This is a genomic window from Variovorax sucrosi (genome assembly GCF_051216635.1).
Lineage (GTDB): Bacteria > Pseudomonadota > Gammaproteobacteria > Burkholderiales > Burkholderiaceae_C > Variovorax.
This window is the reverse complement of sequence record NZ_JBPJZU010000005.1, coordinates 100,044-124,325: the sequence shown is the minus strand read 5'-3', so window position 1 is coordinate 124,325 and position 24,282 is coordinate 100,044. Positions and strand designations below refer to the sequence as shown.

The following is a 24,282-nucleotide window of genomic DNA, read 5'->3' as shown; positions in this document are numbered from 1 at the left end:
GTCCCGCCCTGGTTCAAGGATATGAAGCGCTACGGATACAAGAGCAAGCTCGCGAGCAGTGGCGGGGCCCGCGGGAGCGTTTCTTCCGACGAAGGTCAGCCACCGGTTGCCAGCCCTGCGCGCCGGATGCTCTAATCCGCGCACGAAGGGGAGTAGCTCCCGCTCGCGGTCCACGCCGCGGGTATCGCCAGGTCGTCAATACGAAGCACAACACTTCCGGCCTGTCGGGCACCGCCATGCGCGTTGCCGAGCAAGACCTTCGATTTGAACCTGCGCAGGTTTGATCGAAGCGATTGCACGGACCGGGGCCTCCACCGGCCCCATTCAGCTGCTTCGATCCGGTCCGCGCGCCCACATCGAAAAACGCACAGAGGACGCCATGGAAGCTTTTATGACCCCGGAATTCTGGGTCGCGGTCGGTCAGATCATCATGATCGACATTCTTTTGGGCGGCGACAACGCCGTCGTCATCGCGCTGGCCTGCCGCAAGCTGCCGCCGGCCCAGCGCACCAAGGGCATTCTGTGGGGAACGGCCGGCGCCATCATCCTGCGCGTGATCCTGATCTTCTTCGCGCTCACGCTGCTGGCCATTCCGTTCCTGAAGATCGTCGGCGCAATTCTGCTGCTGTGGATCGGCGTGAAGCTGCTGGCGCCCGACCATGACGACGCGCACGGCAACATCGCCGGCAGCGACAAGCTGTGGGCCGCCGTGAAGACCGTGATCGTCGCCGACCTGGTGATGAGCGTGGACAACGTGATTGCCATCGCGGGTGCCGCACAGGGCGCCGGCGACGGCCATCAGATGCCGCTGGTGATCTTCGGCCTGCTGGTGAGCATTCCGATCATCGTCTGGGGCAGCCAGCTGGTCATCAAGCTGATGGACCGCTTCCCGTTCATCATCACGCTGGGCGGCATGCTGCTGGGCTGGATCGCCGGCACGATGCTGATTTCCGACCCCGCCGTGGTGCGCCTCGACGCCTGGACCTGGGTGCCGAAGATTCCGCAGACCGACGTCATCAAGTACGCCGCGGGCATTGCCGGCGCGCTGCTGGTGCTGGCCATCGGCAAGTGGGTTGCTTCGCGCCGTCCGAAGGCGCACGATACGGCAACCATCTGATCTCCCGACCGAAGTCTCTGCCACTCTAACTACCTAAAGGAGCGCATCGTGGAAAAGATCATTCTGTACGTCGACGACGCGGCCTACGCCCGCGAGTTTCTCGCCAGGGCGCCGGCCGGGACGTTGGGCGACGGCGCCAAGCACTGGGTGCTGGTGGCCTGCGCACCGCGCATGACGCACCGCATCAGCAAGTGGGTGAGCCACAGCGCGCGCGAGAACTGGCGCGGCAAGTGGTTCGCCAAGACCCAGGAGCAGGTGCTGCCACTGCTGCAGCGCTCAGGCGATGCCGTCACGCCGGTGCTGGCGCAAGGCGCGCTGACCGATCTGACGCAGCGCCTGAAGCTGGAGCACGGTGCGGCCCGCGTGATCGACGCACGGCGCCCGAAGCTGGGCGTCGACATGGAGCCGGTGTCGCCCGACCAGAAGCCGGCCGGCCACAGCGGCTGGGCCCTGCCAGGTGCGACCCTGGGGCTCGGCGCGCTGCTGGTGCTGGCGAACGAGCTGGCCGAATAAGCGCCCGCGCCACTGCCGACACGGCCGCCTCCGGGCGGCCTTTCTTTTTGGGACGCGTCGCCACGCGGCGCTGCGGTATCCTGCCCGCCATGCGACTTCTCATCCGATGGCTCCTCAGCGCGGTGGCACTGCTTGCCGTGACCTATCTCTACAGCAGCGGCGTACAGGTGAGCAGCTTCACCTCGGCGCTGATCGCCGCCGCGGTGATCGGCCTGCTCAACATGGTCGTGCGGCCGGTGCTGGTGGTGCTGACGCTGCCAGTCACCATCGTCACCTTCGGCCTCTTCCTGTTCGTCATCAACGCGCTGATGTTCTGGGCCGCCTCGGGCTTGCTCGATGGCTTCGTGGTGAAGGGCTTCGTGGCAGCGCTGATCGGCTCGCTGATCTATTCGCTGCTGCGCCTGCTGATCGAGGCCGCGCTCGGCGGCTTCACGAAGCGCTGAGGTTTTCCTCGCGGGCGAGTTGCCCGAGCGTTTCGTAGACGAAGCGCGGCGGCTGGATCTCCCAGCCGCATTGCTCGCGGATGGCGACCACCGCCCGCATCGCGAGCAAGGAATGGCCGCCCAGGTCGAAGAAGTTGTCGCGCAGGTCGACCTGGTCGACGCCCAGCAGTTCGCACCAGACCGCCGCGATGGCGCGCTCGGCCGGCGTGGTCGGCGCGGCGCGGCTCGCGCGGGCCGCCGCACGCACCTCGACCTGCGGCGCCGGCAGGGCATTGCGGTCGATCTTGCCGTTGGGCAGCAGCGGCAAGGCATCCAGCAGCACCACGTGCTGCGGCAGCATGTACTCGGGCAGGCGGGTGCGCAGGTGATCGCGCAGCGCGCCAGGGTCCGGCGCCGGCGCGCCGCGCGGCACCACGTAGGCCACCAAGCGCACATCGTCCTCGCGCTGCGCATGCGTGGCGACCACCGTCTCGGCGACCGCCGGATGGTCGCGCAGGGCGGCCTCGATCTCGCCCAACTCGATGCGCAGCCCGCGCAGCTTGACCTGGCGGTCCAGCCGGCCCAGGTGTTCCAGCCAGCCATCGTGACGCCAGCGACCGAGGTCGCCGGTGCGGTAGTAGCGCGCGCCCGGGGTGTCGCTGTCGAGGTCGGGCGGGAAGCGGTCGGCAGTGAGTTCGTCGCGCTGGTGGTAGCCCAGGGTGACGCCGGCACCACCGATGCACAGTTCGCCGGGCACGCCCATCGGGCACAGCTGTCCGTCGGCGTCGCGCACCTGGATGTCGGTGTTGTCGATGGGCCGGCCGATCGCGATGCCATCGCGCGGCGCGTGGACGCGCCAGAGCGTCGACCAGACGGTGGTTTCGGTCGGCCCGTACATGTTCCAGAGCTCGACGCCGCTGTCGAGCAGCCGCTCGGCCAGCGCCGCCGGCAGCGCTTCGCCGCCGATCAGCGCCTTGAAATGCGGCAGCGCGTCGGGCCGGCGCCAACCCGCGTCGAGCAGCATGCGCCAGAGCGTCGGCGTCGCCTGCATCACGTTGCCGCCCTCGCGTGCGATGAGCGCGCGCAACGCATGCGGGTCGTGCACCTGCGTCGCATCGGCCAGCACCACGCGCGCGCCGACGGCCAGGGGCAGCAGGAGTTCGAGCACCGCGATGTCGAAGGACAGCGTGGTGACGGCCACCAGGCGGGCGTCGGCGTCCAGCCCCGGTTCGCGCGCCATGCTGGCCAGAAAGTTGACCACCGCCCGGTGTGGCACCACCACGCCCTTGGGGCGGCCGGTGGAACCGGAGGTGTAGATGACGTAGGCGGGATCGAGCGGCCCGGCATCGTGCTGCGCATCGGGCGCGAGCGGCTCGCCCTGCCCCGGCGCGCAGGCCAGGTCGCCATCGATCGCGAGCACCGGCAGGTCGGCCGAGGCGAGCCAGTCCGCCGGCACACCGCGCGTGATGAGCGCCGAGAGGCCGGCGTCTTCCACCATGAAGCGCAGGCGCTCTTCCGGGAAACCGGGGTCCAGCGGCACATAGGCGGCGCCGGACTTCAGCACCGCCAGCAGCGCCACGAGCAGCCCGGCGTCGCGCGCCACACCCAGCCCCACCCGGTGGCCGCGGCCGATGCCGCGCTGGCGCAGCGTGCGGGCGAGCGCGTTGGAGCGCGCTTCGAGCTCGGCGTAGGCCAGCGTGCCGCCCTGCGCCTCGACCAATGCCACGGCATCGGGGTCGACGGTGCGGGCGCTGGCCAGGTAACGATGCACCGTCTGCTCGGCGGGCAGCGGGCGCCGGGTGGCATTCCAGCCGTCGCGCAGCGCAGCGAGCTGCGCCGGAGCCACCAGCGGCACCTGCGACAGCGGCACCGAAGGCTTGGCCAGCAACCGCTCGAGCAGCGCGAGGTAGTTCTCCAGCATGCGCTCGACCGTCGCATGCGCATACAGGTCGGTCGAATACTCGAAGTGCACCCGGTGCGTGAATTCGGTGTCGATGTGCACCGACAGGTCGAACTGCGCCGTCGCCCGCTCGAAGGGGAATTCCTCCACCTCGAGCCCGGCATGGTCCAGGCGGCCGAGCGGTGCGTTCAGCACGTTGAACAGAACCCGCACCAGGCCCTCCGGATGGACCGAGCGGTCGTGGCCGAGCGATTCGACCAACTCGTCGAAGGGCGCCTCCTGGTGCGCATAGGCCTCGACGGCGGTCTCGCGAACGCGCTGCACCAGCGCGTCGAAGGTCGGGTCGCCGGCGAGGTCGGTGCGCATGACCAGGGTGTTGACCAGCGTGCCGACCAGGTGTTCGGCCGCGAAGCGATGGCGGTTGGCCACCGGCGTGCCCACCGCGATGTCGGTGGCGCGCGCCTGGCGCGCCAGCATCAGCTTGAAGGCCGCAAGGAGCACGACGAAGGGCGTGACCGAGGTCTGCGTGCCGTAGCGGCGCAGGGCCGCGCGCAGGCTGACCGGCAGCGTGGCCGACGCGCGGCCGCCGCGGAAGCTCGGGCGCAGCGGCCGCGCGAAGTCGGCCGGCAGATCGAGCGGCGCCAGGCCGGCCAGTCGCTGATGCCAGTAGTCCATCTGTGGCCGGCGATGCGCCACGGACGCGGGGCTGCGCTGCCAGGCGGCGTAGTCGGCGTACTCGACGGGGACCGGGTCGAGCGCCGGCGCGCGGCCGTCCTGCCAGGCGGCGTAGACGGCGAGCGCCTCGCGCATCAGGACGGCGAAGGACCAGTTGTCGGCGATCGCATGGTGCATCACCCACAGCAGCACATGGTCACGCGGATCGAAGCGCAGCAGCGTCGCGCGGTGCAGCGGTGCACGGGCCAGGTCGAAGGGCATGTCCAGCCGCTCGGCCAGCAGCGTGCGCGCCTGGGCGAGGCGGTCGAGCGCCCCGGAAAGGTCGATCTGCTCGATGGTGGCCGGCACCGACGGCTCGATGCGCTGCATCGGCTCGGCGCCTTCGAGCACGAGGCGGGTGCGCAGGCTTTCGTGGCGTTCGACCATGTGGTCGAAGGCGCGCTGGAGCAGGCCCACGTCGAGCGCGCCGCGCACGCGCAGGGAAATGGCGACGTTGTAGGCGGTGGAGGCCGGGTCGAACTGCTGGATGACCCACATGCGGCGCTGCGACAGCGAGACCGGCAACGGCCCGCCCCGCGGCACGCGTGGGATGGCCACCGCCTGGGCGGGGGCGACGCCACCGTTGTCCGCGATCCGACGCGCGACATGGTCGGCCAGTGCCGCGACGCTGGTGTGGTCGAACAGCGCGGCCAGCGGCAGGTCGACCCCAAGTTGCTGGCTCACGCGAGAAGCCACCTGCGTCATCAGCAGCGAGGTGCCGCCGAGTTCGAAGAAGCTCTCATGCACACCGAAGGCGGTGGTGTCGAGCACCTCGCGCCAGATGGCCCATATCTGCTGCTCCGCCGCATCGCGCGGCATCACACGCATCGACGGCGCGCCGACATCGTCGTCGGCAGCGTCGGGCCCCGAGAGTCCGGCGTCGCGCAGTACCGCGAACTGCACGTCGAGCGTGCCGTCGAGGTAGCGCTGGCGGCAGGCGCTGCGCTGGATCTTGCCGCTCGAGCTGCGGGGCAGCGAGCCGGAGCGCACCAGCACCACCGCGTCGACCGGCAGGCCGTGCACCTCGCCGATGGCGCGGCGCACGGCCGACACGGCCGCGGCGGCGCTGTCCTCGCTGGTGCGGCGCTCGGTTTCGAGTGTCAGCACCAACGCCTCGCCGTCGGGCGTGTCGATGGAGAACGCCGCACCGTAGCCTCGCCGCAGCGCCGGGTGGGCATGCTCGGCCGTCCACTCCAGATCCTGCGGATAGTGGTTGCCCCCGTGGACGATGAGCAGGTCCTTCAGCCGACCGGTGACGAAGAGTTCGCCGTCGGGCGCGAGGAAACCGAGGTCGCCGGTGCGCAGGAAGGGGCCGCTGCCATCGGCCAGCCGGGCGCCGAAGCCGGCCTCGGAGAGTTCGGGCTGGCGCCAATAGCCGTGGCCGACGCTGGGCGACTGGACCCAGATCTCGCCCACGGTCATGGCGGCCGACGGTGTGCCGGTCGACGGTGTGCCGGTCGACGGATCGACGATGCGCACCGTGGTGTGCGGCAGCGGCACGCCGCAGCCGACCAGCCGCGTCACGGCGGCGCCGTCGCCAGGCGTGGACGCGGCGGAGGCCGCGGGTGTCACGGGTGTCACGGGTACAACGCGGTCCTGCTGCAGCGCGCGCGCATCGAGTTCCAGCAGCCGCGGCGGCCGGCCGACCGAGGACAGCGTGACGCCGAGCACCGTCTCCGCCAGGCCATAGGCCGGCATGAAGGCCTCGGGCCGCAGCCCGGCGGCGCCGAAGACCGACAGCACCCGCTCGACGGCCTCGGCCCGCAGTGGCTCGGCCCCGCAGCTGAGCGACACCAGTGACGACAGGTCGCTCATCAGCGGCGCATCGCCGAGCGCCCGCAGGCAAGCGACATAGGCCGACATCGGGGCGCCGGTGTGCGTGACGCCCAGGGTCTCGACGGCCTCCAGCCAGCGCAGCGGCCGGCGCAGGAAGGTCAGCGGCGACATCAGCCAGCTGGTGGCACCGGCATGGAAGGGCGCCAGCAGCCCGCAGACCAGTCCGTAGTCGTGGAAATGGGGCAGCCAGGTCAGCACCCGGCTGTGGGCGTCGACCCGCGCGGCGGCGTTCAGTGCAAGCACGTTGGCCAGGGCCTGGGCGTGGCTGATGCGCACGCCGCGGGGCGCCAAGGTCGAGCCGGAGGTGTATTGCAGGTATGCCGGTGCGTCCCCGGCGACGAAAGGCAGCCGACCGGTGAAGGGGGACGGCGCGTCCGGCCGCTCGAGATCAGCGGTCGAGACCCAGCGCGCGCCGGTGAACAGGGAGGGCTCGAGCGTGCGGCGCGCACTGTCGAGCAGGTCGGCGGCGGTCCACACCAGCGCAGCGTCGGTATCGTCCAGGATGCCGCGCAACCGCGGCGCGGCGCGCAGCAGGCGCACCGGATCGGGCGCAGGCACCGGGACGGCCACACAGCCGGCGAGCATGCAGGCCCAGAAGGCGCGCACGAAGTCCAGGCCCGGGGGCAGCGCCAGCAACACACGTTCGCCCGGCCGCGCAAACGCCGCCAGCCCCACCGCCAACCGGTGGCAATCGACCGACAACTCGCCGTAGCTCAAGGACTCGCCCGGCGACAGGTCGTCCTTCAGGAAGACATAGGCGGGGCGCTCGGGATGCGCAGCGCACCCGGCCTCGAAAACAGCGAAGAGCGAATTGGCGAACACGAGACCTGCATCATGGTTCATGGCACGGGCCACTCCACCGACGCGCAGTCGGCCAGCGTGACTTCCGCCTGAATCCGCGGGGAAATATCGAGTGGGCCGGGTCTTGCCCAGCCAAATCCGGCATCAGCGTCCACAGGTCTCAGCGCAAAGGCGGTTCGGACTGCTGCTCTCGCAGCAGGGCTTCGACGGCGCGCGCCCGGGTGTCGATGATCGATGCCTCGTAGTGATCGACGGCGCCTCCGGAGCCTCGCAGGGCCAGCTCCTGGGCCGCCTTGAACCGATCGCGCGCCGCGGCATAGTCGAGCACAGCGACATTCGCTTCCGCGTAGGCGCGCACCGCGCGCAAGGTGTCGCCTTCTGCTCCATACACCGCCGCCAAGGCCTGCCAGGCGCCCGCATCGCGCGGATGGCCGGCCACCCAGTCGCGCAGCGCTGCCGCCGCCGGCCCGGGTTGGCGCGTGGCGACGGCCGCCTGGGCCGCGAGAAGCAGTTCGGCGCGCGTCTTGGCACGCACGTCGAGCAGGGCCGCCGCCTGCGAGGCGGCGCCGGCGGCCAGGAAAAGCTCGGCACTGAGCAGCCGCGCCAGGCGCGCCGCGGCGGGGTCCGGGGCGGTCAGGGCGGTGAGCCGGTCCGACAGCGCCCGCGCCGCACGCAGATCGCGCAGTTCGTTCGCCGCCAGGGCCGCCGCCGTCAGCATGCCGGCCTGCTGGGCCGGCGAACGACGTGCGAAGTCCGGGCCGGCGGCGGCGTCGAGCCACAGTCGCAGCACGTCGACGCCCGGCCGCGACAGCACGCGGGCGCGGGCGGCGGCGATGGCGTGGTCCATGCGCAGCGTCGCGGCGGCCGCCGTGCGCGGGGCGTTCGGCCGCGCGGCGCCGGTCAGGGCCTGGCCAGCACTGGCATCTTCCGGCGCGACGCCTTCGGCGCGGAACTGGAAGCGCGCCTGCATGTCCGAGATGCGCTCGCTGTTGAGCGGGTGGCTGCGCAGGTAGGGATAGGAACCGTTGTCGTTGAGGCGCGAGGCGTACTGCAGCTTCTCGAACATCGAGGCCGCGCCCTGCGGAGCGAAGCCGGCCTGCGTCATCACGCCGAAGCCCACGCGGTCGGCCTCGCGTTCCATGTCGCGCGAGAAGTCGAGCTGCTTCTGCATCGCCATGGCCTGGCTGCCCATGATCATGGCCTGCCCGGCGTCGCCGCTCCGGCTCTTGCTCGCGGCGATCACGCCCAGCACCAGCGCGGCGAGCATCAGCGGCATGTCGCGGCTCTGTTTGGCCATGAGGCGGGCGATGTGGCGCTGCGTGACGTGCGACAGCTCATGGCCCAGCACCGTCGCCAGCTCGTCACGGCTGTCGGTGACGGCGATCAGCCCGAGGTGCACGCCCAGGTAGCCGCCCGGCAGCGCGAAGGCGTTGATGCTGCGGTCGCGCCCGAGCAGCACGGCCCAGGCAAAGCGCTCGTCGAGTTCGGGAGTGAGGTCGCCGCGCAGCCGCGCCGCCGCCAGCAGCGGCTGCCAGATGGCCTGCACATAGTCGACCAGCACCGGGTCGTCGATGTAGTCGGGGTCGCGGTAGAGCTCGCGCGCGATCTGGTCGCCCAGCCGGCGCTCGGCGGCGGCCGTCATCTCGCCGCCGTCACCCAGCCCCGGCAGCAGCTGCGCGCGCGCTGCCGTCGGCACCAGCAGCTGCGAAACGGCGAGCAGGGCCACGACGGCCGCGCGCAGCGCACGCGGAAGGGCGCGGAGACGGGAGGGGGCAGGGCGGGCGGCGGTCGAACGCGGCATGAGACAAGGAAGGAGACGGGGAATGAGGCAGGGCATCTGGAATCAACGATGGCCTCGTATGATGCACACCCTTCGGGAACGTTCATCATGAGCCAACTCACCCACTTCGACGCACAAGGCCAGGCCCACATGGTGGATGTGGCCGCCAAGCCCGCCACGCACCGGGTGGCCGTCGCCACCGGCCGCATCGAGATGCAGGCGCACACGCTGGCGCTGATCGAGTCGGGCACCGCCAAGAAGGGCGACGTGCTGGGCATCGCGCGCATCGCCGGCATCCAGGCGGCCAAGAAAACCAGCGACCTGATTCCGCTGTGCCACCCGCTGGCGCTCACGCGGGTGGCCGTGGCCTTCGCGATGACCGAGGGCGGCGTGCCGGAGGTGGTCTGCACCGCCACCGTCGAGACCGTCGGCCCGACCGGCGTCGAGATGGAAGCGCTGACCGCCGTGCAGGTCGCCCTGCTCACCATCTACGACATGTGCAAGGCGGTCGACCGCAGCATGACGATCACCGATGTCCGCGTGCTGGAGAAGCACGGCGGCAAGTCGGGGAGCTACGTGGCCGACTGACGCGCGACGCCCGGTGGCACGGCCGCCGGCGCGGCCAGGGCCTGGCGATAGAGGGCTTCGATGCGGTCGAGCGCGGCTTCGGAATCGAAATGGCGCACCTGCGCCAGACCCCGCGCGACGGCCGCCTGCCGCGCCTCCGGCGAGAGCGCCAGCACCTGCGCGATGACGGCGGAGCCCGCCGCGGTCCACGCCGCATCGGCGGGCGCGGCCACATCGGCCGGCGGCACATAGAAGGCCGCGTCACCGCCGACTTCGTTCATCGGCGCAGCATCGGTGGTGATGACGGGGCAGCCCGAGGCCATCGCCTCGGCGATCGGCCAACCGAAACCCTCGGCGATCGACGGGAACAGGAAGGCGGTGGCAGTGCCGTAGAGCCCGATCAGCACGTCGTCGTCGACCTTCGAGAGAAAGTGGACCTCGCTGGGTGCATGCATTGCCAGCCGCTGGCTGGCCAGCGTGTCCGGCGGCGGCGGACCCACCATCAGCAGCGGCAGGCCCTCGGGCGTGCTGCGGCGCCAGCGGTCGACCATGGCGAGCACGCCGGCGCGGTTCTTGTACCAGACGTTGACGCCGACATGCAGCAGGAAGCCACGCGACAGGTCGATACCCAGCCGCCGGCTGAGCGCCAGGCGCTGGGCCGGAATGTCCCGGGCCGGACCGAACTGCGGATTGACGCCGTTGTAGACCACCTCGACCACCGGTGCCGGGCCGACGAAGCCGCGCAGGTCCTGCTCGGTCTTCTTCGAGATCGCGATGAAGCGGCGCCCCTGCGCGAAGCCCTGACGGATGTAGCGCTGGTAGAGGCGCCCGCTGAGACCCGGCCGGTTGAGCGGCACGCGGCCGAGCGCCGAATGCTGCGCCAGCAGGTCGTGGCAGTGGATGACGTGCGGTTGCGAGGCCGCCAGCGGCACCCAGGGGCCGAGCGAATGGTCGCTGAAGACATAGAGCGTGTCGGCCGGCTGGGCCGCCATCTGCCGGCGCACCCAGCGCGGGAAGACGCCGAACTGGTCGAGGTAGCCCATCCACTTTTTCAGGCGCGGCGGCACCGGCAGCCCGTAGAAGCCGGGCTGCGGCGCCCAGACGCGCACCGTGTGGCCGCGTGCGGCCATGCCGTCGGCCAGCCACTGCGTGTAGCGCGGCATGCTGGCCGAGCCGAGGAAGGTCGGGTGCGCGAAGAGGACGATGTTCATGCCGTGGCCAAGGGTTCGTTCTGCACCATGCGCAAGGCGCGGAGCAATCGCTGGGCCGCCTCGCCGGCGGCGAAGTGGCGTCGGTAGGCCGCGAAGGCCGCGGTGCCGCGTGCGCTGCGCTCGGCCGGCGCGAGCGCGAGCCAACGCGTCAGCAGGCGCTCCACGCCGGCCGCGTTGTCTTCATCGACCAGCCCACCGGGCGCGCACTCGCGCCAGATGTTGACCTGCGGGCTGATCAGCACCGGCTTGCCGCAGGCCATGGCCTCGACCACGGCGATGCCGAAGTTCTCCTGGTGGCTGGGCAGCACGAAGGCCTCGCAATGGTAGAGCGCGCCCCACTTCTCGTTGCCGCGCAGCATGCCGGGAAAGTGCACGTCGGGATGGCCGCCGGCCAAGGCCAGCAGGCCGCGGCCGTGCTCGCTCTCGAGCCCCGGGCCGGCGATGACCAGCGCCGGCATGTCGGGCTGCGTGCGGCACAGCGCCAGGTAGGCGCGGAGCAGCAGGTCGGTGCCCTTCTTCTCGTGCACGCGGCCGAGGAACAGCAGGTAGGGCTTGTCCCCCAGGCCCGGGCAGCGGGCGGCGAAGGCCGGCGCCATGGCGGCATGGAGCGGCGGCGGCGCCTGGATGCCGAAGCCGACGTCGAGCTCGCGCTGCGGCCGGTAGGGCGAAAAGGGTTCGCGTGCCAGCAGCAGTTCCTGGGCGCAGGTGAAGAGCACGCCGTCGGCGCCGTTGACCGCATCGCCCTCGAACAGCTTCCAGATCAGCGTGTTGCGCAGCGCCTTCCAGCGGCGCTCCGGCGCGCGCTGGAAATACGGGTCGAGCATGCCGTGCGGCATCACATAGAAGCGCGGCCCGGGCCGGCCGGCCCAAGCGCCGGTGCGCCGCAGCCGCTGCAGCGCGCGCCAGGTGCCCGCGTTGTTGTGCAGCCAGAGCCCCTGGGCGATGACCGCGTCGAAGCGGCCGGCGTTTTCGTCCAGCCACGGACGCAACGCGGCGCAGTAGGCGTAGGGGCCTTTGCCCGGGCCGATCGCATGGACGGGGAAGTCGTCCTGCCCGAGAAAGTCGGCATCGGGCGGGTCGAAGCTCAGGACCTCGCTCTGGACGCCCAGCGCCGACAGCGCCGGCACCAGGTTCCGGATGCCCTGCGAAAGCCCGCCCTTGACCGGGTCCATGCTGGAAATGACGCTCAGGATCTTCATGCGCTCGAACAGACAGGCAGTCAAAAGTTTACATTTTGGCTTACTTTGTGACCAAAGGGCTCAATCGGCCGGCGCATCGGGCGCCTCGCCCCGGATCCAGCGGGCATATTCCACGGGATAGGCGATCTTGAAGCGCGCGGCCAGGGCCAGGGCTTCGTCGTCCCGGCCCAGCAGCGTGGCGCTTTCGACCAGCTTGGCGACCACCTTCGGCTCCGGCGAAAAGTGCAGCACTCGTTGGCCAAGCGCATGGACCTCCGGCGCCGTGGCGCGCACGACCGGCGTCAGCGACAACTCGGCGAATCGCACCTGCTCGGCGAACAGCCACGAGGCCTTCAGCTTCGCCATCGTGTCGTCGCGCCAGGGCGGCAGCCGCTCGGCCCGGGGCAGGTAGATCTGGCTGATGCGCAGGTAGTCCCAGCCGGCATAGGCGGTGACGGCGACCAGCAACGCGGTGACGGCCGAAACGGCCCGGCGGTGGCCCTGCCGCACGCGCGCGTCGGCGCCGGGCCAGAGCAGGCCGAGGCAGAGCCCGAACACCAGTTGGAACGGCCCGTACCAGAGCGGATATTCGAGCAGGCTGTGCAGCACCATCGCCCCGAGGACGCCCCAGGCCATCAGCCGCGCGGGATCGCGCTCGCGCCACGGCCGGGCGGCCAGCACCAGCGCCGCGAAGCCGCCGCAGACCGCCAGCGCCGCGGGAAGGCCCAGCTCGACCGCCAGGTGAAGCGGCAGGTTGTGCGCGTTGTCCAGGATCTCGACGAAGCGCGGGCCGCCGTACAGGTGCATGAAGTGCGCATAGCTCAGTTCGCCCCAGCCCCAGCCGCCCCAGGGGCGCTCGCGGATCAGGTCCATCACGTTGTGCCACAGCAGCAGGCGGCTGTGGCCTTCTGGCGCACCTTCGCGCAGCCGGCGCAGCATGTCTTCGACCTCCGGGCCGGCCAGCAGGGGAAGCAGGCCGGCGGCGATGAAATAGGCCGGGATCAGGCCGAGCAGCAGCAGCGGATGCGGCAAGCGATGCGGCCCGCCGGGCCGGCCGCGGCGCTCGGCCCACGCCAGGCCGCCGCCGAGCGCGCTGACGGCCAGCCACTGCAACAGGCCGGTGCGCGAGGTCGAGGCGGCGGCGGCGAGCGTCAGCAGCGCGACCCCACCCCACAAACCCAGCCGGGCCCCTCGCCCCCAGCCGGCATGCAGCCACAGCCCGGCCACCAGCGCCATCGAGACGAGCGTCGCGAACTGATTGCGCTGGCGCAGGTTGCCGTAGGCCTGGCCGACATCGGGCGCGGTCGTGAAGGGCGCGAGCCAGGCGGCGGCGCCGTAGTACTGGAACAGCCCGAGCACCGCGCTGACCACGCCCGCGGCGAACAGACCGAGGGCCAGGGGTGCCACCGCCTCACCCGGCGCACGCGCCCAGGCGGCACCGACCGACGCGGCGATGCCGGCCATCGCCAGTGCGGTGCAAGCGCCCAGGCTTTGGGAGAGATCCGCGCCATGTCCAAGCGCGATGGCTGCCCCCAGCACTGCCAGCAGGGCCAGCACGCCGAGCGACGGCCGCGCGCGCGGGCCGATCGCCCACAGTGCGGTCGCGCAGGCCCAGGTGACGAGCAGTTGCCAGACGTTGGCGGAGGGGCCGGCGACGAAGGGGGAGAGGAAGGGGAGTGCGATGAGGGCTGCGGGGGCGAAGCCTGGAGCGCCGGCCGAGGTGAAGGCGGGCGAGGCGGCAGGAGAACTCATGCGCACATTGTTGCCGACTCATCAAGCTGGCAGCCCGGCCGCCGCGTGGGACGGAAGGCAGCCAAGGCCAGACGAGCGGTTAACGTTTATTGCAACAGACCGGTGACAATTTGTCACCATTGCCACCTCCCTCATCAAAGGTCATCTAGTGCCCACCGCCGCTTCACGTCCATTGCGCATTTCCCGTGGCTTCACACTGATTGAAATGATGGTGACCGTCGCGATCATCGGCATTCTGGCCGCCATCGCGCTGCCAAGTTACCGGGACTATGTACTGCGTGGCCAACTCGTGGACGCACACAACGCGCTCTCGATGCTGAGGGCCAACATGGAACGACACTTTCAGGACAACCGGCAGTACACGACTCAAGGGAGCTTCACGACACCTTGCCCACCGGCAAGTACCCCCGTCTCTGTCGGCAGTTTTCAGATCACTTGCACGACACTGACGGCAACCACCTTCGTAGCCCAGGCGGTCGGAAGCGGCCCGACGAACGGGTTCACCTTCACCGTCAACCAGCAGGACACGCGGGCAACCCTCTTCGCGGGGGCCGGTTGGACAGCCTGCACCACAGGGTGGACGACGAAAAAGTCAGGATGCTGATGAAAGCGACAAGACTGCCTCCTCGAACCCCGAGGCCGCGTGGTTTCACGCTGATCGAGATGATGGTGACGATCACGCTGCTCGCCATCTTGTTGGCGTTGGCCTTTCCGGCTATGAACGGATGGGTGCGCAACAGCCGCGTGCGCACGGTCACGGACACGCTGCAGAACGGCCTCCGCCTTGCACAGGCCGAGGCGCTTCGGCGCAGCCGTCAGACGGTCTTCTCGCTAACGGCCGACACCCATCCGGAAGATGGCCTCACGGCTACGACGAACGGAGCCAACTGGTCGGTCAACTTCGTGCCGCTCCTGACGGGAGAAGAAGACGACCCCACCTTCATCGAAGGCGGTGTGCTGACCGGCGTGGCCCCCGACGCTCAGATCGCCGGCCCGGCCACCGTGTGCTTCAGTTCGCTCGGACGACTGGTGGCGAACCCCACGCCAGGCACCGGCGTTGCCTGCGCGGCGACTGCAGCGACATACGACGTCACGGTGCCCGGTGCCGATCGCCCGCTACGCGTTCTGGTCGCACTGGGTGGGCAGGTGCGGCTGTGCGATCCGGCCAAGACCCTGTCGAACACCCATCCTGATGGATGCCCCGCGTGATGAGCAATCGCCGCCCCCACCGCGCCGCACCCGCCACGCAGACCGGCGTCGCGCTGATCGAAGTGCTGGTGTCGATCCTTCTGTTCTCGCTCGGAATTCTCGGACTGATCGGCCTTCAGACGCGGGCAATCAGCCTTTCGGTCGACGCCGAGGACCGCAACCGCGCATCGCTCATCGCCAACGACATCGCGACCGCCATGTGGATCGGGCGAACGGTGGTGATCGATCCGGCCGCCGGCACGCCGTCGTGGAATGACCGTGCCAGCAACCTGCAGGCCGGCGGCCTGCCCGGCGGCGCAGTCACGATCACGTCGGATGCCGCCACCAACACCGCCGACATCCTCATCACCTGGCGACCGCCCCAACGCACGGCCAGCGAGCAGGGCAGTCGTCTCACCACGCGGGTCACGCTGCCATCGATGCCATGATTTCCACTCACCCGCCCCTCGTCCGTGCCCGATTGCGCGGCGTGACGCTCATCGAATTGATGGTGGCCATGGTGATCGGCCTGGTCGTCGTGCTTGCCGTGACAAGCGTCGTGACGCTCGGCGAATCGCGAAAGCGCAGCACCACGTCCACCAACGACATGAACCAGAGCGGAGCCTATGCCGCCTACGTCATCGATCGCATGCTGCGGAGTGTGGGGTCCGGATTTGCGCAGACCGGCACGCGCGGCGTGTTCGGCTGTCGACTGAGCGCGTCGCGCAGCATCGGCGGCGCACAGACCACCATCCTTCCGCGCACCACCGCCTTCCCGGCGCCTTTCGACACATTGCTCGGAGGCGCTGGTGCCGCGGCGGCCGGCAACCTGCGCGTCGCCCCTCTGCTGATCGCCAAGGGCGCCACGGCGGGCAGTTCGGACATGCTGGTCATCATGGGCGGCAATGCAGCCGCAGGCGACGTGCCGCGGCGCATCCGGTCGGGCATTGCCAGCACCAACAACCTGCGACTCGACAACACCATCGGACTTGGCAATGGGGACATCGGCCTGGTAAGTCAGGAAGGCGTGGACGATTGCCTTATCGAGCAGGTCCATGCAGCCGATGCCTCGGCCGTTACGGCATTGAATGCGACGGGCAACGAGGTGCTACCTGTGGGCGACCGCTATGTCACATCGACCGGCAGCACGACCTCGCTGGCCACGCTGGCCGGGAGCGGTTCCGCCTTCTTCACCCCCTTGGGCAACGTACAAGCCAACAACGTTCAATTCCAGCTTGTCGGCGTGGGCGCAGACCGAACTCTCGTGGCCTACGACCTGCTCCGCGCAGCCGGCACCAATGCCAACGAAGGCACGGACGCCTCGGCCCTGCAATCGCTGGCCGACGGTGTTGTGGCCCTGTATGCGGTCTACGGCGTCGACACTGACGGCAACGGCACGGTCGAGACGTGGGTTGACCCCGGCGCGACCAACTACGCCATCGGCACCCTCATGACGGCGCCTGACACGCTCCGCCGGATCGTGGCTGTGCGCGTTGCACTTGTGACCCGCTCGAGCCTGTACGAGAAGACTGCCGTAACCCCTGCGACGCTGACCATCTTCGGCGACCTCGACGCGGCCGCGCGGCGCACGCTGACCGTTCCCACGACGGACCAGAACTTCCGCTACCGCGTCATCGACACCACCATCCCGCTGCGCAACATGCTGTTGCTGCCCTTGTCATGAAGACCCTGTCCAAAACGCAAGGCCCGGCGCGCGAGCGCGGCGTGGTGCTGCTGTTCTGCCTGATCATCCTTGTGGTGCTGCTTGCCGGCGGCGTCGCCGTGATGCGGTCGATGAATACCTCGCTGTTCGGTGCCGGCAATCTCGCGTTCAAGCGTGACCTCGTCAACCAGGGCGAACTCGCGATCGCACAGGCCATGCGTGCCTTCCAGGCCGGCGGCGCGCTCGCCACATCGACCACCACCAGAGCCAACCTGCCGAGCGCGAACTACAGCGCCGTCGAGCTCCAGACCAACGAACACGGCATTCCCCGCGTGCTGCTGAAAAAGACCACGCTGACCGGACCCGACGTCCTGAACAATACCTTTGCACCGACCGGTGCCAGCATTACGGGCAGCGGCAATGTCACCGTGCACTACGTGATCGACCGCATGTGCAACGCCACCGGCTTGTTTTCGACCGTTGGCAACAACCGCTGCGTCTACACACCTTCGAGCACGGAAACGCTGGGCGGCGACCAAAGCCAGCTGAGCACACCCGGCCCGTCCGTCCCCAGCCCGCCGATTTATCGGGTGAGCGTGCGCGTCGACGGCCCGCGCGACACACAGGTGTTCCTGCAGGCCTCTTTCACCAAGCCCGAGTAGGCCCAAGGCGAATATGAAAACAAGCATCCGATCGCGTGTTCGTGCGGTTTGCCGTGCCGGCATCGCCACTGGTTTGGGCCTGATGATCGGCGCAGCCATGATCGCCTCGGCGACCACACTGTCCGATCAGCCGGTGTTCGCGACCTCGGACGTGCCGGGCAACCTGGCGCTCACGCTGTCGGTGGAATACCCCACCGTATCGCGGGTGGCCCACGTCGCCGACTACAACAGCAATACTCGTTTCTTGGGGTACTTCGACCCCGAGAAGTGCTACAGGTACATGCCGGACTCGACGCCCAATGGCGTGACTGCCGACTCCGCGTTGGGCGACTCCAGTTACTTTGCGCCTGTCGGACGCAGTGCCACCAGGACCTGTACCGGCCAGTGGAGTGGCAACTTTCTCAATTGGGCCACGCTCACCGCGATCGACCCCTTCCGATGGGCCATGACCGGTGGACGGCGCGTCCTGGACACCCCGACCGAGACGATCATCGAAAAAGGGCGGAATGCCGGGCAGGGCTACTTCCCCACGCGCGATCAAACCGCCCGTGCCGAAGGGCGCATCCCACTGGACCAGGTCGCCGGTGCCACGCCGTTCTCGACAGCCACGGCCTTGTCGGTCGTCATCGATGGCCGCGGCTTTGCGATGCGGATCAACGCCACGGGTACTGCCACGCGGACGATGACAGCGAACTACTTCAACAACACCACGCTGAGCGGGGCGTCATCTACCGTACTCAATGATTCGGCCTATCACGACTGGGGCACAGGCCGCCCTCAATCGAATATCGGTACAGACAATTTCTCGGCGCGCTTCGATGGAACCTACACCGCCCCCGAAACCGGCAGCTATGTGTTTCGCACCAACTCGGACGACGGCGTGCGCGTGTGGGTGTCGACCAACGGCGGCGGCTTCGACGCCTGCACCAACAACACGGGTACCAATGGCAATTGCGTGATCAACAACTGGACCGACCACGGCCCGGTGATCGACGACTCGGTACCTATCGCCATGACGGCCGGCCAGACTTACCGCGTGCGGGTGGAATATTACGAAGGCGGTGGCGGCGCCGTCATGCAGTTGCTGTGGCGCAAGCCTTCTGCCGGCATCTTCACTGCCTTCAGCGACGACGGTGGCTTGCAAGATTACACAGTGCGCGTGAAGGTGTGCGACCCCTCGGCGGCAGCCGGCGGCCTGGAGCCGAACTGCAAGGCCTACGGCAGCAACTACAAGCCCGAGGGGCTGATCCAGCAGTACGCAAACAAGATGCGCTACAGCGCCTTCGGGTACTTGAACGATGACAACCTTCTTAGAGACGGCGCCGTGCTGCGCGCAAGGCAGAAGTTCGTCGGTCCGACTTACCCGGTGCCGGGCGAAACTCCTGCCACCAACCTCGCCAGCGAGTGGGATGCCAACACTGGGGTGCTCGCGCGCAACCCCGACCCCACGGACGCCACCAATACAGCCGGCGCCACGGTTAGCGACAGTGGAGTGATGAACTACCTCAACAAGTTCGGGCAACTGATGCCAGGAACTTACAAGGCCATCGACCCGGTGAACGAGTTGTTCTATGCAGCGTTGCGCTACTACCGCAACCTGGGCAACGTGCCTGCCTGGAGCGACATGAGCGGGGCAAGCGATGCTGCCACACGCACCAAGTGGGTGGATGGCTTCCCCGTCATCACCAATTGGGGCGACCCGATCCAATACTCGTGCCAGCGCAACTTCGTTCTGGGCATCGGAGACATCTACACCCACCGGGACAAGAACGTTCCCGGCAACACACTGACCGCCGACGAGCCCACCATGCCGGACGAGGTGCGCTCGGACACCTCCGTCAATGCCGTGACCGCGACCAACAAGGTCAAGAGTTTGCAGGGCATGGGGGAGAACCAGGCGACCGTCGGAACGGGCTCCTCGAACTCGACCGACTACATGGCCGGCCTTGCCTACGACGCCAACACCATGGACATTCGCAACGACCTGACCGGCAAACAAACCGTGCAGACGTACTGGGTGGACGTGTTGGAACAGCCGTTCTCGCGCAACAACAAGTTCTACCTGGCCGCGAAGTTCGGGGGGCTGAATCAGAAAAAGCTTCCCGCTGACTTCAACCCTTACACGTTCGCCGGCACCATTCCGCTGGACTGGTGGTCCACCACAGGGGATACGCTCACCGACGCCCGGAACACCCCGCTCACGCAAGCGCGCCCGGACAACTACTTCGCGGCCGGCAAGCCCGAAACCTTGGTGTCAGGTCTCACGAAGGCGTTCGAGAACATCGTGAACGCGATTCAGGCCTACACGACTTCGTTCTCTCTCTCTGCCTTGCAGATACAGGGATTGGGGGCTGCGTCGTACGCCTCCCAGTACAACGCGCAAGACTGGACGAGCGTCGTCAGCGCGAGCGAGCTCAGCTTCACGGCCGACGGCACGCCGTCACGCCAGTTGCGATGGACCAGCACCGACAAGCTCGCCACCCAGTTGGCGGGGGAGGGCTGGGACACCAACCGCCGCATCGCCACCTGGAGTGGCTCCGCAGGCGTGCCGTTCCGGATCGACGCCATCTCCAGCGGCACTGGCAGCCAAAGAGCGGCGCTCGACACGGCCTTCGTGACGGGCGACGACAGCGCCGACTACCTGAACTATCTGCGTGGCGACCGAAGCCATGAAAAGACCGACTCCGACGCCACCAGGCCCTACCGGCTACGCAGCAAGCTGTTGGGCGACATCGTCAATGCGAAGGTCAAGCCCGTCGGCCCGCCCGGCTCGACCTACTCCGACGCCGTGAACCCTGGCTATGCTGCGTTCAAGGCGGGCAAAGCGGCGCGTCCCACGATGGTTTACGCCGGGGCCAACGACGGCATGCTGCACGCATTCCGGGGCGAATTGACCGGCGCCAATGCCGGCCTCGAGCAATTCGCCTATGTGCCGAGCGCCGTGTTCAAGGGCCCCAGCAATCCGGCCACGCCCACCGTGGACGGCCTGGCTCAACTGGGCAATCCGAACTACCTGCACAGGTACTACGTCGATGCCACGCCGGAAGTCGTGGACATCGACTTCAACCATGCCGGTGGCACCTTCACGACCACCGACGCAGACTCCTCGGACTGGCGCTCTCTGCTGGTGGGTGGCCTGGGCAAAGGCGGGAAGAGCTTCTACGCGCTCGACGTGACCAATCCAGGCGATATGACCGACGAAACCACCGTCGCCAGCAAGGTGCTGTGGGAGTTCACGGACGCGAACATGGGCTTTAGCTTCGGCTCGCCCCTGTTGATGAAGACCCGCCGTTATGGCTGGGTGGTGGTGCTGACCTCGGGTTACAACAACAACGACGGCAGAGGCTATCTCTACATCCTGCGGCCCCAGACCGGCGAAGTCCTGCAGAAGATCAGTACCGGCGCAGCGGCCAACGGCCTGACCCACGCGACCGCCTTCATTTCCGACCTGACCGACGGCACCGCCGACGCGGTCTATGTGGGTGATCTTTCCGGGCAGCTGTGGCGCTTCGACGTCACTGCGGCCGTAGGCACGAGTGCGCCCTACCCGGCTCCGACCAAGATCGCGCAGTTCACCGATGGCGCATCACCCACGCCGCGCGCGCAGCCCATCACGACGCGCCCGCTCATCCAGATCCAACCGAGCAGCCGCAAGCGCTACGTGATGATCGGTACGGGCCAGTTGCTCGATGCGAGCGATATCAACTCCAGTGCAGCACAGACCTTCTATGCCGTCATCGACGGCACCGCCACCGCCTTCAAGCCGGCCGATGCCACCATGCCGGTTACGCGCACCGAATTGACCGCCGTGACGAACCTGACCACCGGTGCCGCCATCCCGAACGACGCATTGGGCTGGTACATGGACCTGGGCTCCGAAAATGGCATCGGCCTGCGCATGGTGAGCAGCCCCACCGCTTTCAACGGTATCGTGGCGTTTTCACCGCTGCTCACCAGCAGCGATGCCTGCAGCCCCTCCGGCGTGAGCGTCACTTATGCCATCGACTACGGAACGGGCCGTTCAGCCCTGATCGACGCCAACGGCAACAGCGTAGCCTTCGTGCAGTACGGCACCGCGGTCACCGATCTTAAATTCGTGAGCGTCGACGGTGTCGTGCGCCTGGTGTCCGGTGACGTGCCCGGCGACCTGCGGAACATCCGTTTCAGGCCACCCGCGGGCCTCAATCTGCGGCTGTTGAACTGGCGGGAAGTGCCGACGGCGGATTGAGTGGTGTCTTTGCTGCTGGGCACTGCAGTCCCCGATGCCTGTCAGTCGGATACTTAGCAGCCGCTTGGGCAAAACAAAAATGGCTGATTTCTGTAACTTCTTAAACTCGAAGAGTTGATCAACATGCGCGACCTATTGGTCCGTCTGGCTCATTGAACAGGCCCCAAGTTATTGATGTGGAATCAGCAAGGGAGAGGTTGTCGCGGAGGAAAAGGGGCAGCAGCGAATCAAAGTACACCACGTAGGTGTTCGGGCCTGCAGGCGCAAATGTGGCCGTCGGTGTGGTGCCGCCCGATACCCGATATCCATCGCCCGAACTTGGTTCGGTCCGGTTGTGAAGCAGTTTTGCGGTTACCAGGATCGTGCGCCCCGGTGTCCTCTTGCTGATGTTCGGCTTCCCTTCCTATGGCACGGCGAAGACCGTGTGGCGCATGAGCGTTAGATTCGAGCTTCGACTGAAGGTCGTCAGTTCCGCTTGGCGGCTCATTGGCAGATCGTGACTTCATCAATCATGGTTTGCGCGCGGAATGCCGGCCTTGATGAGCGCTCCTGCCAGAATCATTTGCCAGTTCTGCTGAGTGTTTGTCACGGCGAACGGCGGCTGAGCTACCTTGGCTGATGCTGCAAAGTGCATACAGCGACGTACTTCTGCTTAACTTTGTTCCGATCTTCGCAGGAAAGGTTCACTATCAACAGCTTGCCAATTATTAGGCTGCTCAGCTTTCCAATGCACCTCTTTCGCTATCGCCCAATCTGGAGATTGAGGGCGGGTTTTTAAGATCGAAGCTGGATAAGCAAAATAACCCCAAGCAGACATAGGATGGCAATCGCCATGAATACTTCCAACAAGCCACGCCCGCTTTGATATTTAGGGCGAATCTTTTGACTAAGGGAAAGCAACGCTTTCATTGTGACAATAGGAAGCTCAATTCAGCTACTGAAAAGCCGAAGTATAGTTGCCGCGGTCAATGGGTCGAAAAGCGCAGTGGAATTCGTAGCATTTAAATGCATGGGTGTTGAGTGCGAAGACGACTCACGTCAGCACTCGCAAGTCGTCAATCATAGAGGCAGACTCACCGGCCGGTCACGCTTATTTTCTATCCGATCGGCATCTCATGAAAAAAGGAGCGCCAAGGCGCTCCTTTTTTTAACGAAAAGATAATTTTGTCGACCGATGACTAACGGTGTTGGCCTCAGTGGGCCTCCACGTAGCCCACTAGACCGATTACAGGCAGTCGCCTTGGCCGCCCTTCAGGCCTCTGGTGTCGTTACATATCGTACCAGTGTTCGTCCAAAGCATATTGCCGTTGGCTGCTGCAATGGTAGGGGTGTCGATGATGGTCAGTGCTACAGGGGGTGAAGCGGCCGTCGTGGCGCCAGATGTAGCGGTAATAACCCCGTTCGTCACACTTGCGGCAGTAATATTTCTCGTAGCCCCAGTAGCAGCGTTCGTGACCGCAACCGGGATTCCGTTAGTGTTGGAATTGCAGCCAGTCAAAGTGAGGGTCTCGGTGTAGCACACTGCGATGGCCGTTTTTACCGAAGCCAATTCAGCCATCGCTCCAGCCGCGCGAGTGCGGGAAGTGTAATTTGAATACTGAGGAATGGCAATAGCAGCCAAGATACCAATGATCGCCACAACGATCATCAACTCGATCAGGGTGAAACCCTTTTGCACGTTGCGTGCGATGGAACGACGGTTCATTACTTACTCCAGGTTGGGTTGACAGGGCCGGAATGTGCCCGGCGCGGGGTTCTATCCGCAGCTACTGTGCCAACCCCGAACCCTGACGCCGATGGGCCAGTGGACGCCCATTTGTTCACGTTTTGGTTACATGGCGTGACAAACTTCGTTGTTTGCGAGCCTCACACCCTGACAAAACGCGTCACGCCTGCCGAAAGTGACGATGGCGGTCCCCTCGCTCGGCTCCGGCTCAGACGGTCAGCACGCCGCCCGTCTGCAGCCAGCGGATGTCGTGCCGCGCCACGCCGCGCGCTTGCCAGTCGGCCGTGATGGCGTCGATCTGGTTCATGATCTCGCCGGTTTCGGCCGGCTTGGTGTGGGTGATGTAGATCGGGTAGTCCCGGCCCGTTGCGATGTACGCCAGTTCGTCGACCAGGGTGGCCGGCGACAGGTGCAGGCTGCGCTGGGCCAGGGCCTGCTCGCGGTCGCTGAAGGCGGTTTCGATGACGAGCATGGCAACGTCGAGGGCGTTCACGCGGTCCCAGAAGGGCGGGTTGCGCTCGGTGTCGCCGCTGTAGACCCAGTGCGGCCCCCCGGTGGCCGCGCAGCGCACGGCAAAGCCGCAGGCGGGCACGGTGTGGACGGCCGGCAGCACCTCGACGGCCTTGGGTCGGCGGCTGCCGAGTTGCAGGGTCTGGCCGACCGCGATGTCATGGAAGCTGACGAAAGGCGACTCGCGGCTGGGAATGCTCGCGAAATCGGGCCAGATGACGTTGTTGAAGACGTGGGCGCGCAGGGCCTCGATGGTGGCGCGCAGCGCGTGCACCCGCAGCGGCTGCGTCCGGCGAGACGCGACGGCGTCGATCATCAGCGGCAGGGCGGCGATGTGGTCGAGGTGCGAGTGGGTGAGCAGCACGTCGTCGATGTCCGCCATCTGCGCCAGCGTGAGGTCGCCGACGCCGGTGCCGGCATCGATGAGGAGGTCGTCGTCGACCAGGAAGGATGTCGTGCGACAGTCCTTGGCGATGGCGCCAGAACAGCCGAGCACACGCACCTGCATTGTGTA

The 24,282-nt window shown here is 67.4% G+C and carries 17 protein-coding genes; 10 read left to right on the top strand and 7 right to left on the bottom strand.

Annotated features, from left to right (window positions below):
* Positions 1-379: 379 nt before the first annotated feature.
* The 3 genes from ACSFBE_RS11380 to ACSFBE_RS11370 all read left to right on the top strand — a co-directional run bounded on the left by ACSFBE_RS11380 (position 380) and on the right by ACSFBE_RS11370 (position 2,073).
* Entirely contained in the window at positions 380-1,117 is a 738-nt protein-coding gene (locus ACSFBE_RS11380; protein WP_435490502.1) for a TerC family protein, read from the top strand.
* A 48-nt stretch (positions 1,118-1,165) separates the two neighbouring features.
* On the top strand, positions 1,166-1,630 hold the full coding sequence (locus ACSFBE_RS11375) for a hypothetical protein (protein WP_435490501.1): 465 nt from the start codon (positions 1,166-1,168) through the stop codon (positions 1,628-1,630).
* Positions 1,631-1,719: 89 nt separating this feature from the next.
* Positions 1,720-2,073, top strand: a complete 354-nt coding sequence (locus tag ACSFBE_RS11370) for a phage holin family protein (protein ID WP_435490500.1) — start codon at positions 1,720-1,722, stop codon at positions 2,071-2,073.
* On the opposite strand, the gene ACSFBE_RS11365 is transcribed toward ACSFBE_RS11370, so the two are convergent.
* Both ACSFBE_RS11365 and ACSFBE_RS11360 read right to left on the bottom strand, forming a co-directional pair.
* A complete protein-coding gene (locus ACSFBE_RS11365; RefSeq protein ID WP_435490499.1) occupies positions 2,060-7,345 on the bottom strand; it encodes an amino acid adenylation domain-containing protein in 5,286 nt (1,761 codons plus the stop codon). The genes ACSFBE_RS11370 and ACSFBE_RS11365 overlap by 14 nt on opposite strands.
* A 118-nt stretch (positions 7,346-7,463) precedes the next feature.
* Complete coding sequence (locus ACSFBE_RS11360; protein WP_435490498.1) at positions 7,464-9,104, bottom strand: M48 family metalloprotease; 1,641 nt, start codon at positions 9,102-9,104, stop codon at positions 7,464-7,466.
* Between the two features lie 87 nt (positions 9,105-9,191).
* On the opposite strand from ACSFBE_RS11360, the gene moaC reads away from it, so the two are divergent.
* Positions 9,192-9,671: a cyclic pyranopterin monophosphate synthase MoaC gene (gene moaC / locus ACSFBE_RS11355; RefSeq protein WP_435490497.1), complete on the top strand. Its 480-nt coding sequence runs from the start codon at positions 9,192-9,194 to the stop codon at positions 9,669-9,671.
* Here moaC and ACSFBE_RS11350 read toward each other — a convergent pair.
* Genes ACSFBE_RS11350 through ACSFBE_RS11340 form a run of 3 tightly spaced genes read right to left on the bottom strand, consistent with a single transcriptional unit; the run spans position 9,656 to position 13,791 of the window.
* Complete coding sequence (locus ACSFBE_RS11350; protein WP_435490496.1) at positions 9,656-10,861, bottom strand: glycosyltransferase; 1,206 nt, start codon at positions 10,859-10,861, stop codon at positions 9,656-9,658. The genes moaC and ACSFBE_RS11350 overlap by 16 nt on opposite strands.
* The gene (locus ACSFBE_RS11345) at positions 10,858-12,060 is read right to left on the bottom strand and encodes a glycosyltransferase (RefSeq protein ID WP_435490495.1); all 1,203 of its coding nucleotides are present in this window, start codon (positions 12,058-12,060) and stop codon (positions 10,858-10,860) included. The genes ACSFBE_RS11350 and ACSFBE_RS11345 overlap by 4 nt, the downstream gene beginning before the upstream one ends.
* 60 nt (positions 12,061-12,120) lie before the next feature.
* Entirely contained in the window at positions 12,121-13,791 is a 1,671-nt protein-coding gene (locus tag ACSFBE_RS11340; RefSeq protein WP_435490494.1) for a PglL family O-oligosaccharyltransferase, read from the bottom strand.
* Positions 13,792-13,939: 148 nt separating this feature from the next.
* Between ACSFBE_RS11340 and ACSFBE_RS11335 the strand changes: the two genes are divergently transcribed.
* The 6 genes from ACSFBE_RS11335 to ACSFBE_RS11310 are packed head-to-tail and all read left to right on the top strand — an operon-like array spanning position 13,940 to position 21,532.
* Positions 13,940-14,395, top strand: a complete 456-nt coding sequence (locus ACSFBE_RS11335) for a type IV pilin protein (protein WP_435490493.1) — start codon at positions 13,940-13,942, stop codon at positions 14,393-14,395.
* On the top strand, positions 14,389-15,000 hold the full coding sequence (locus ACSFBE_RS11330) for a pilus assembly FimT family protein (RefSeq protein ID WP_435490492.1): 612 nt from the start codon (positions 14,389-14,391) through the stop codon (positions 14,998-15,000). Before ACSFBE_RS11335 ends, ACSFBE_RS11330 begins: the two co-directional genes overlap by 7 nt.
* Positions 15,000-15,428 (top strand): type IV pilus modification protein PilV, encoded by a 429-nt coding sequence (pilV, locus tag ACSFBE_RS11325; protein ID WP_435490491.1) that lies wholly within the window; start codon positions 15,000-15,002, stop codon positions 15,426-15,428. Before ACSFBE_RS11330 ends, pilV begins: the two co-directional genes overlap by 1 nt.
* Positions 15,429-15,469: 41 nt before the next feature.
* On the top strand, positions 15,470-16,663 hold the full coding sequence (locus tag ACSFBE_RS11320; RefSeq protein ID WP_475539677.1) for a PilW family protein: 1,194 nt from the start codon (positions 15,470-15,472) through the stop codon (positions 16,661-16,663).
* Positions 16,660-17,304: a pilus assembly PilX family protein gene (locus tag ACSFBE_RS11315; protein WP_435490489.1), complete on the top strand. Its 645-nt coding sequence runs from the start codon at positions 16,660-16,662 to the stop codon at positions 17,302-17,304. The genes ACSFBE_RS11320 and ACSFBE_RS11315 overlap by 4 nt, the downstream gene beginning before the upstream one ends.
* Before the next feature lie 13 nt (positions 17,305-17,317).
* Positions 17,318-21,532 carry a PilC/PilY family type IV pilus protein gene (locus tag ACSFBE_RS11310; RefSeq protein WP_435490488.1) on the top strand — a complete coding sequence of 1,405 codons (4,215 nt, stop codon included), beginning with the start codon at positions 17,318-17,320 and terminating at the stop codon, positions 21,530-21,532.
* 1,225 nt (positions 21,533-22,757) lie between these two features.
* Here ACSFBE_RS11310 and ACSFBE_RS11305 read toward each other — a convergent pair.
* Together ACSFBE_RS11305 and ACSFBE_RS11300 are read right to left on the bottom strand one after the other, a co-directional pair.
* Positions 22,758-23,237 carry a pilin gene (locus ACSFBE_RS11305; RefSeq protein ID WP_435490487.1) on the bottom strand — a complete coding sequence of 160 codons (480 nt, stop codon included), beginning with the start codon at positions 23,235-23,237 and terminating at the stop codon, positions 22,758-22,760.
* Between the two features lie 229 nt (positions 23,238-23,466).
* Complete coding sequence (locus ACSFBE_RS11300; RefSeq protein WP_435490486.1) at positions 23,467-24,276, bottom strand: 3',5'-cyclic-nucleotide phosphodiesterase; 810 nt, start codon at positions 24,274-24,276, stop codon at positions 23,467-23,469.
* Positions 24,277-24,282 lie beyond the last annotated feature (6 nt).

Bases quoted from the DNA above. Each gene is read 5' to 3' on its own strand.
- ACSFBE_RS11380 (WP_435490502.1), top strand. From the start codon at position 380: ATGGAAGCTTTTATGACCCCGGAATTCTGGGTCGCGGTCGGTCAGATC.
- ACSFBE_RS11370 (WP_435490500.1), top strand. From the start codon at position 1,720: ATGCGACTTCTCATCCGATGGCTCCTCAGCGCGGTGGCACTGCTTGCC.
- ACSFBE_RS11365 (WP_435490499.1), bottom strand. From the start codon at position 7,345: ATGAACCATGATGCAGGTCTCGTGTTCGCCAATTCGCTCTTCGCTGTT.
- ACSFBE_RS11360 (WP_435490498.1), bottom strand. From the start codon at position 9,104: ATGCCGCGTTCGACCGCCGCCCGCCCTGCCCCCTCCCGTCTCCGCGCC.
- moaC (WP_435490497.1), top strand. From the start codon at position 9,192: ATGAGCCAACTCACCCACTTCGACGCACAAGGCCAGGCCCACATGGTG.
- ACSFBE_RS11350 (WP_435490496.1), bottom strand. From the start codon at position 10,861: ATGAACATCGTCCTCTTCGCGCACCCGACCTTCCTCGGCTCGGCCAGC.
- ACSFBE_RS11345 (WP_435490495.1), bottom strand. From the start codon at position 12,060: ATGAAGATCCTGAGCGTCATTTCCAGCATGGACCCGGTCAAGGGCGGG.
- ACSFBE_RS11340 (WP_435490494.1), bottom strand. From the start codon at position 13,791: ATGAGTTCTCCTGCCGCCTCGCCCGCCTTCACCTCGGCCGGCGCTCCA.
- ACSFBE_RS11330 (WP_435490492.1), top strand. From the start codon at position 14,389: ATGCTGATGAAAGCGACAAGACTGCCTCCTCGAACCCCGAGGCCGCGT.
- pilV (WP_435490491.1), top strand. From the start codon at position 15,000: ATGAGCAATCGCCGCCCCCACCGCGCCGCACCCGCCACGCAGACCGGC.
- ACSFBE_RS11315 (WP_435490489.1), top strand. From the start codon at position 16,660: ATGAAGACCCTGTCCAAAACGCAAGGCCCGGCGCGCGAGCGCGGCGTG.
- ACSFBE_RS11310 (WP_435490488.1), top strand. From the start codon at position 17,318: ATGAAAACAAGCATCCGATCGCGTGTTCGTGCGGTTTGCCGTGCCGGC.
- ACSFBE_RS11305 (WP_435490487.1), bottom strand. From the start codon at position 23,237: ATGAACCGTCGTTCCATCGCACGCAACGTGCAAAAGGGTTTCACCCTG.
- ACSFBE_RS11300 (WP_435490486.1), bottom strand. From the start codon at position 24,276: ATGCAGGTGCGTGTGCTCGGCTGTTCTGGCGCCATCGCCAAGGACTGT.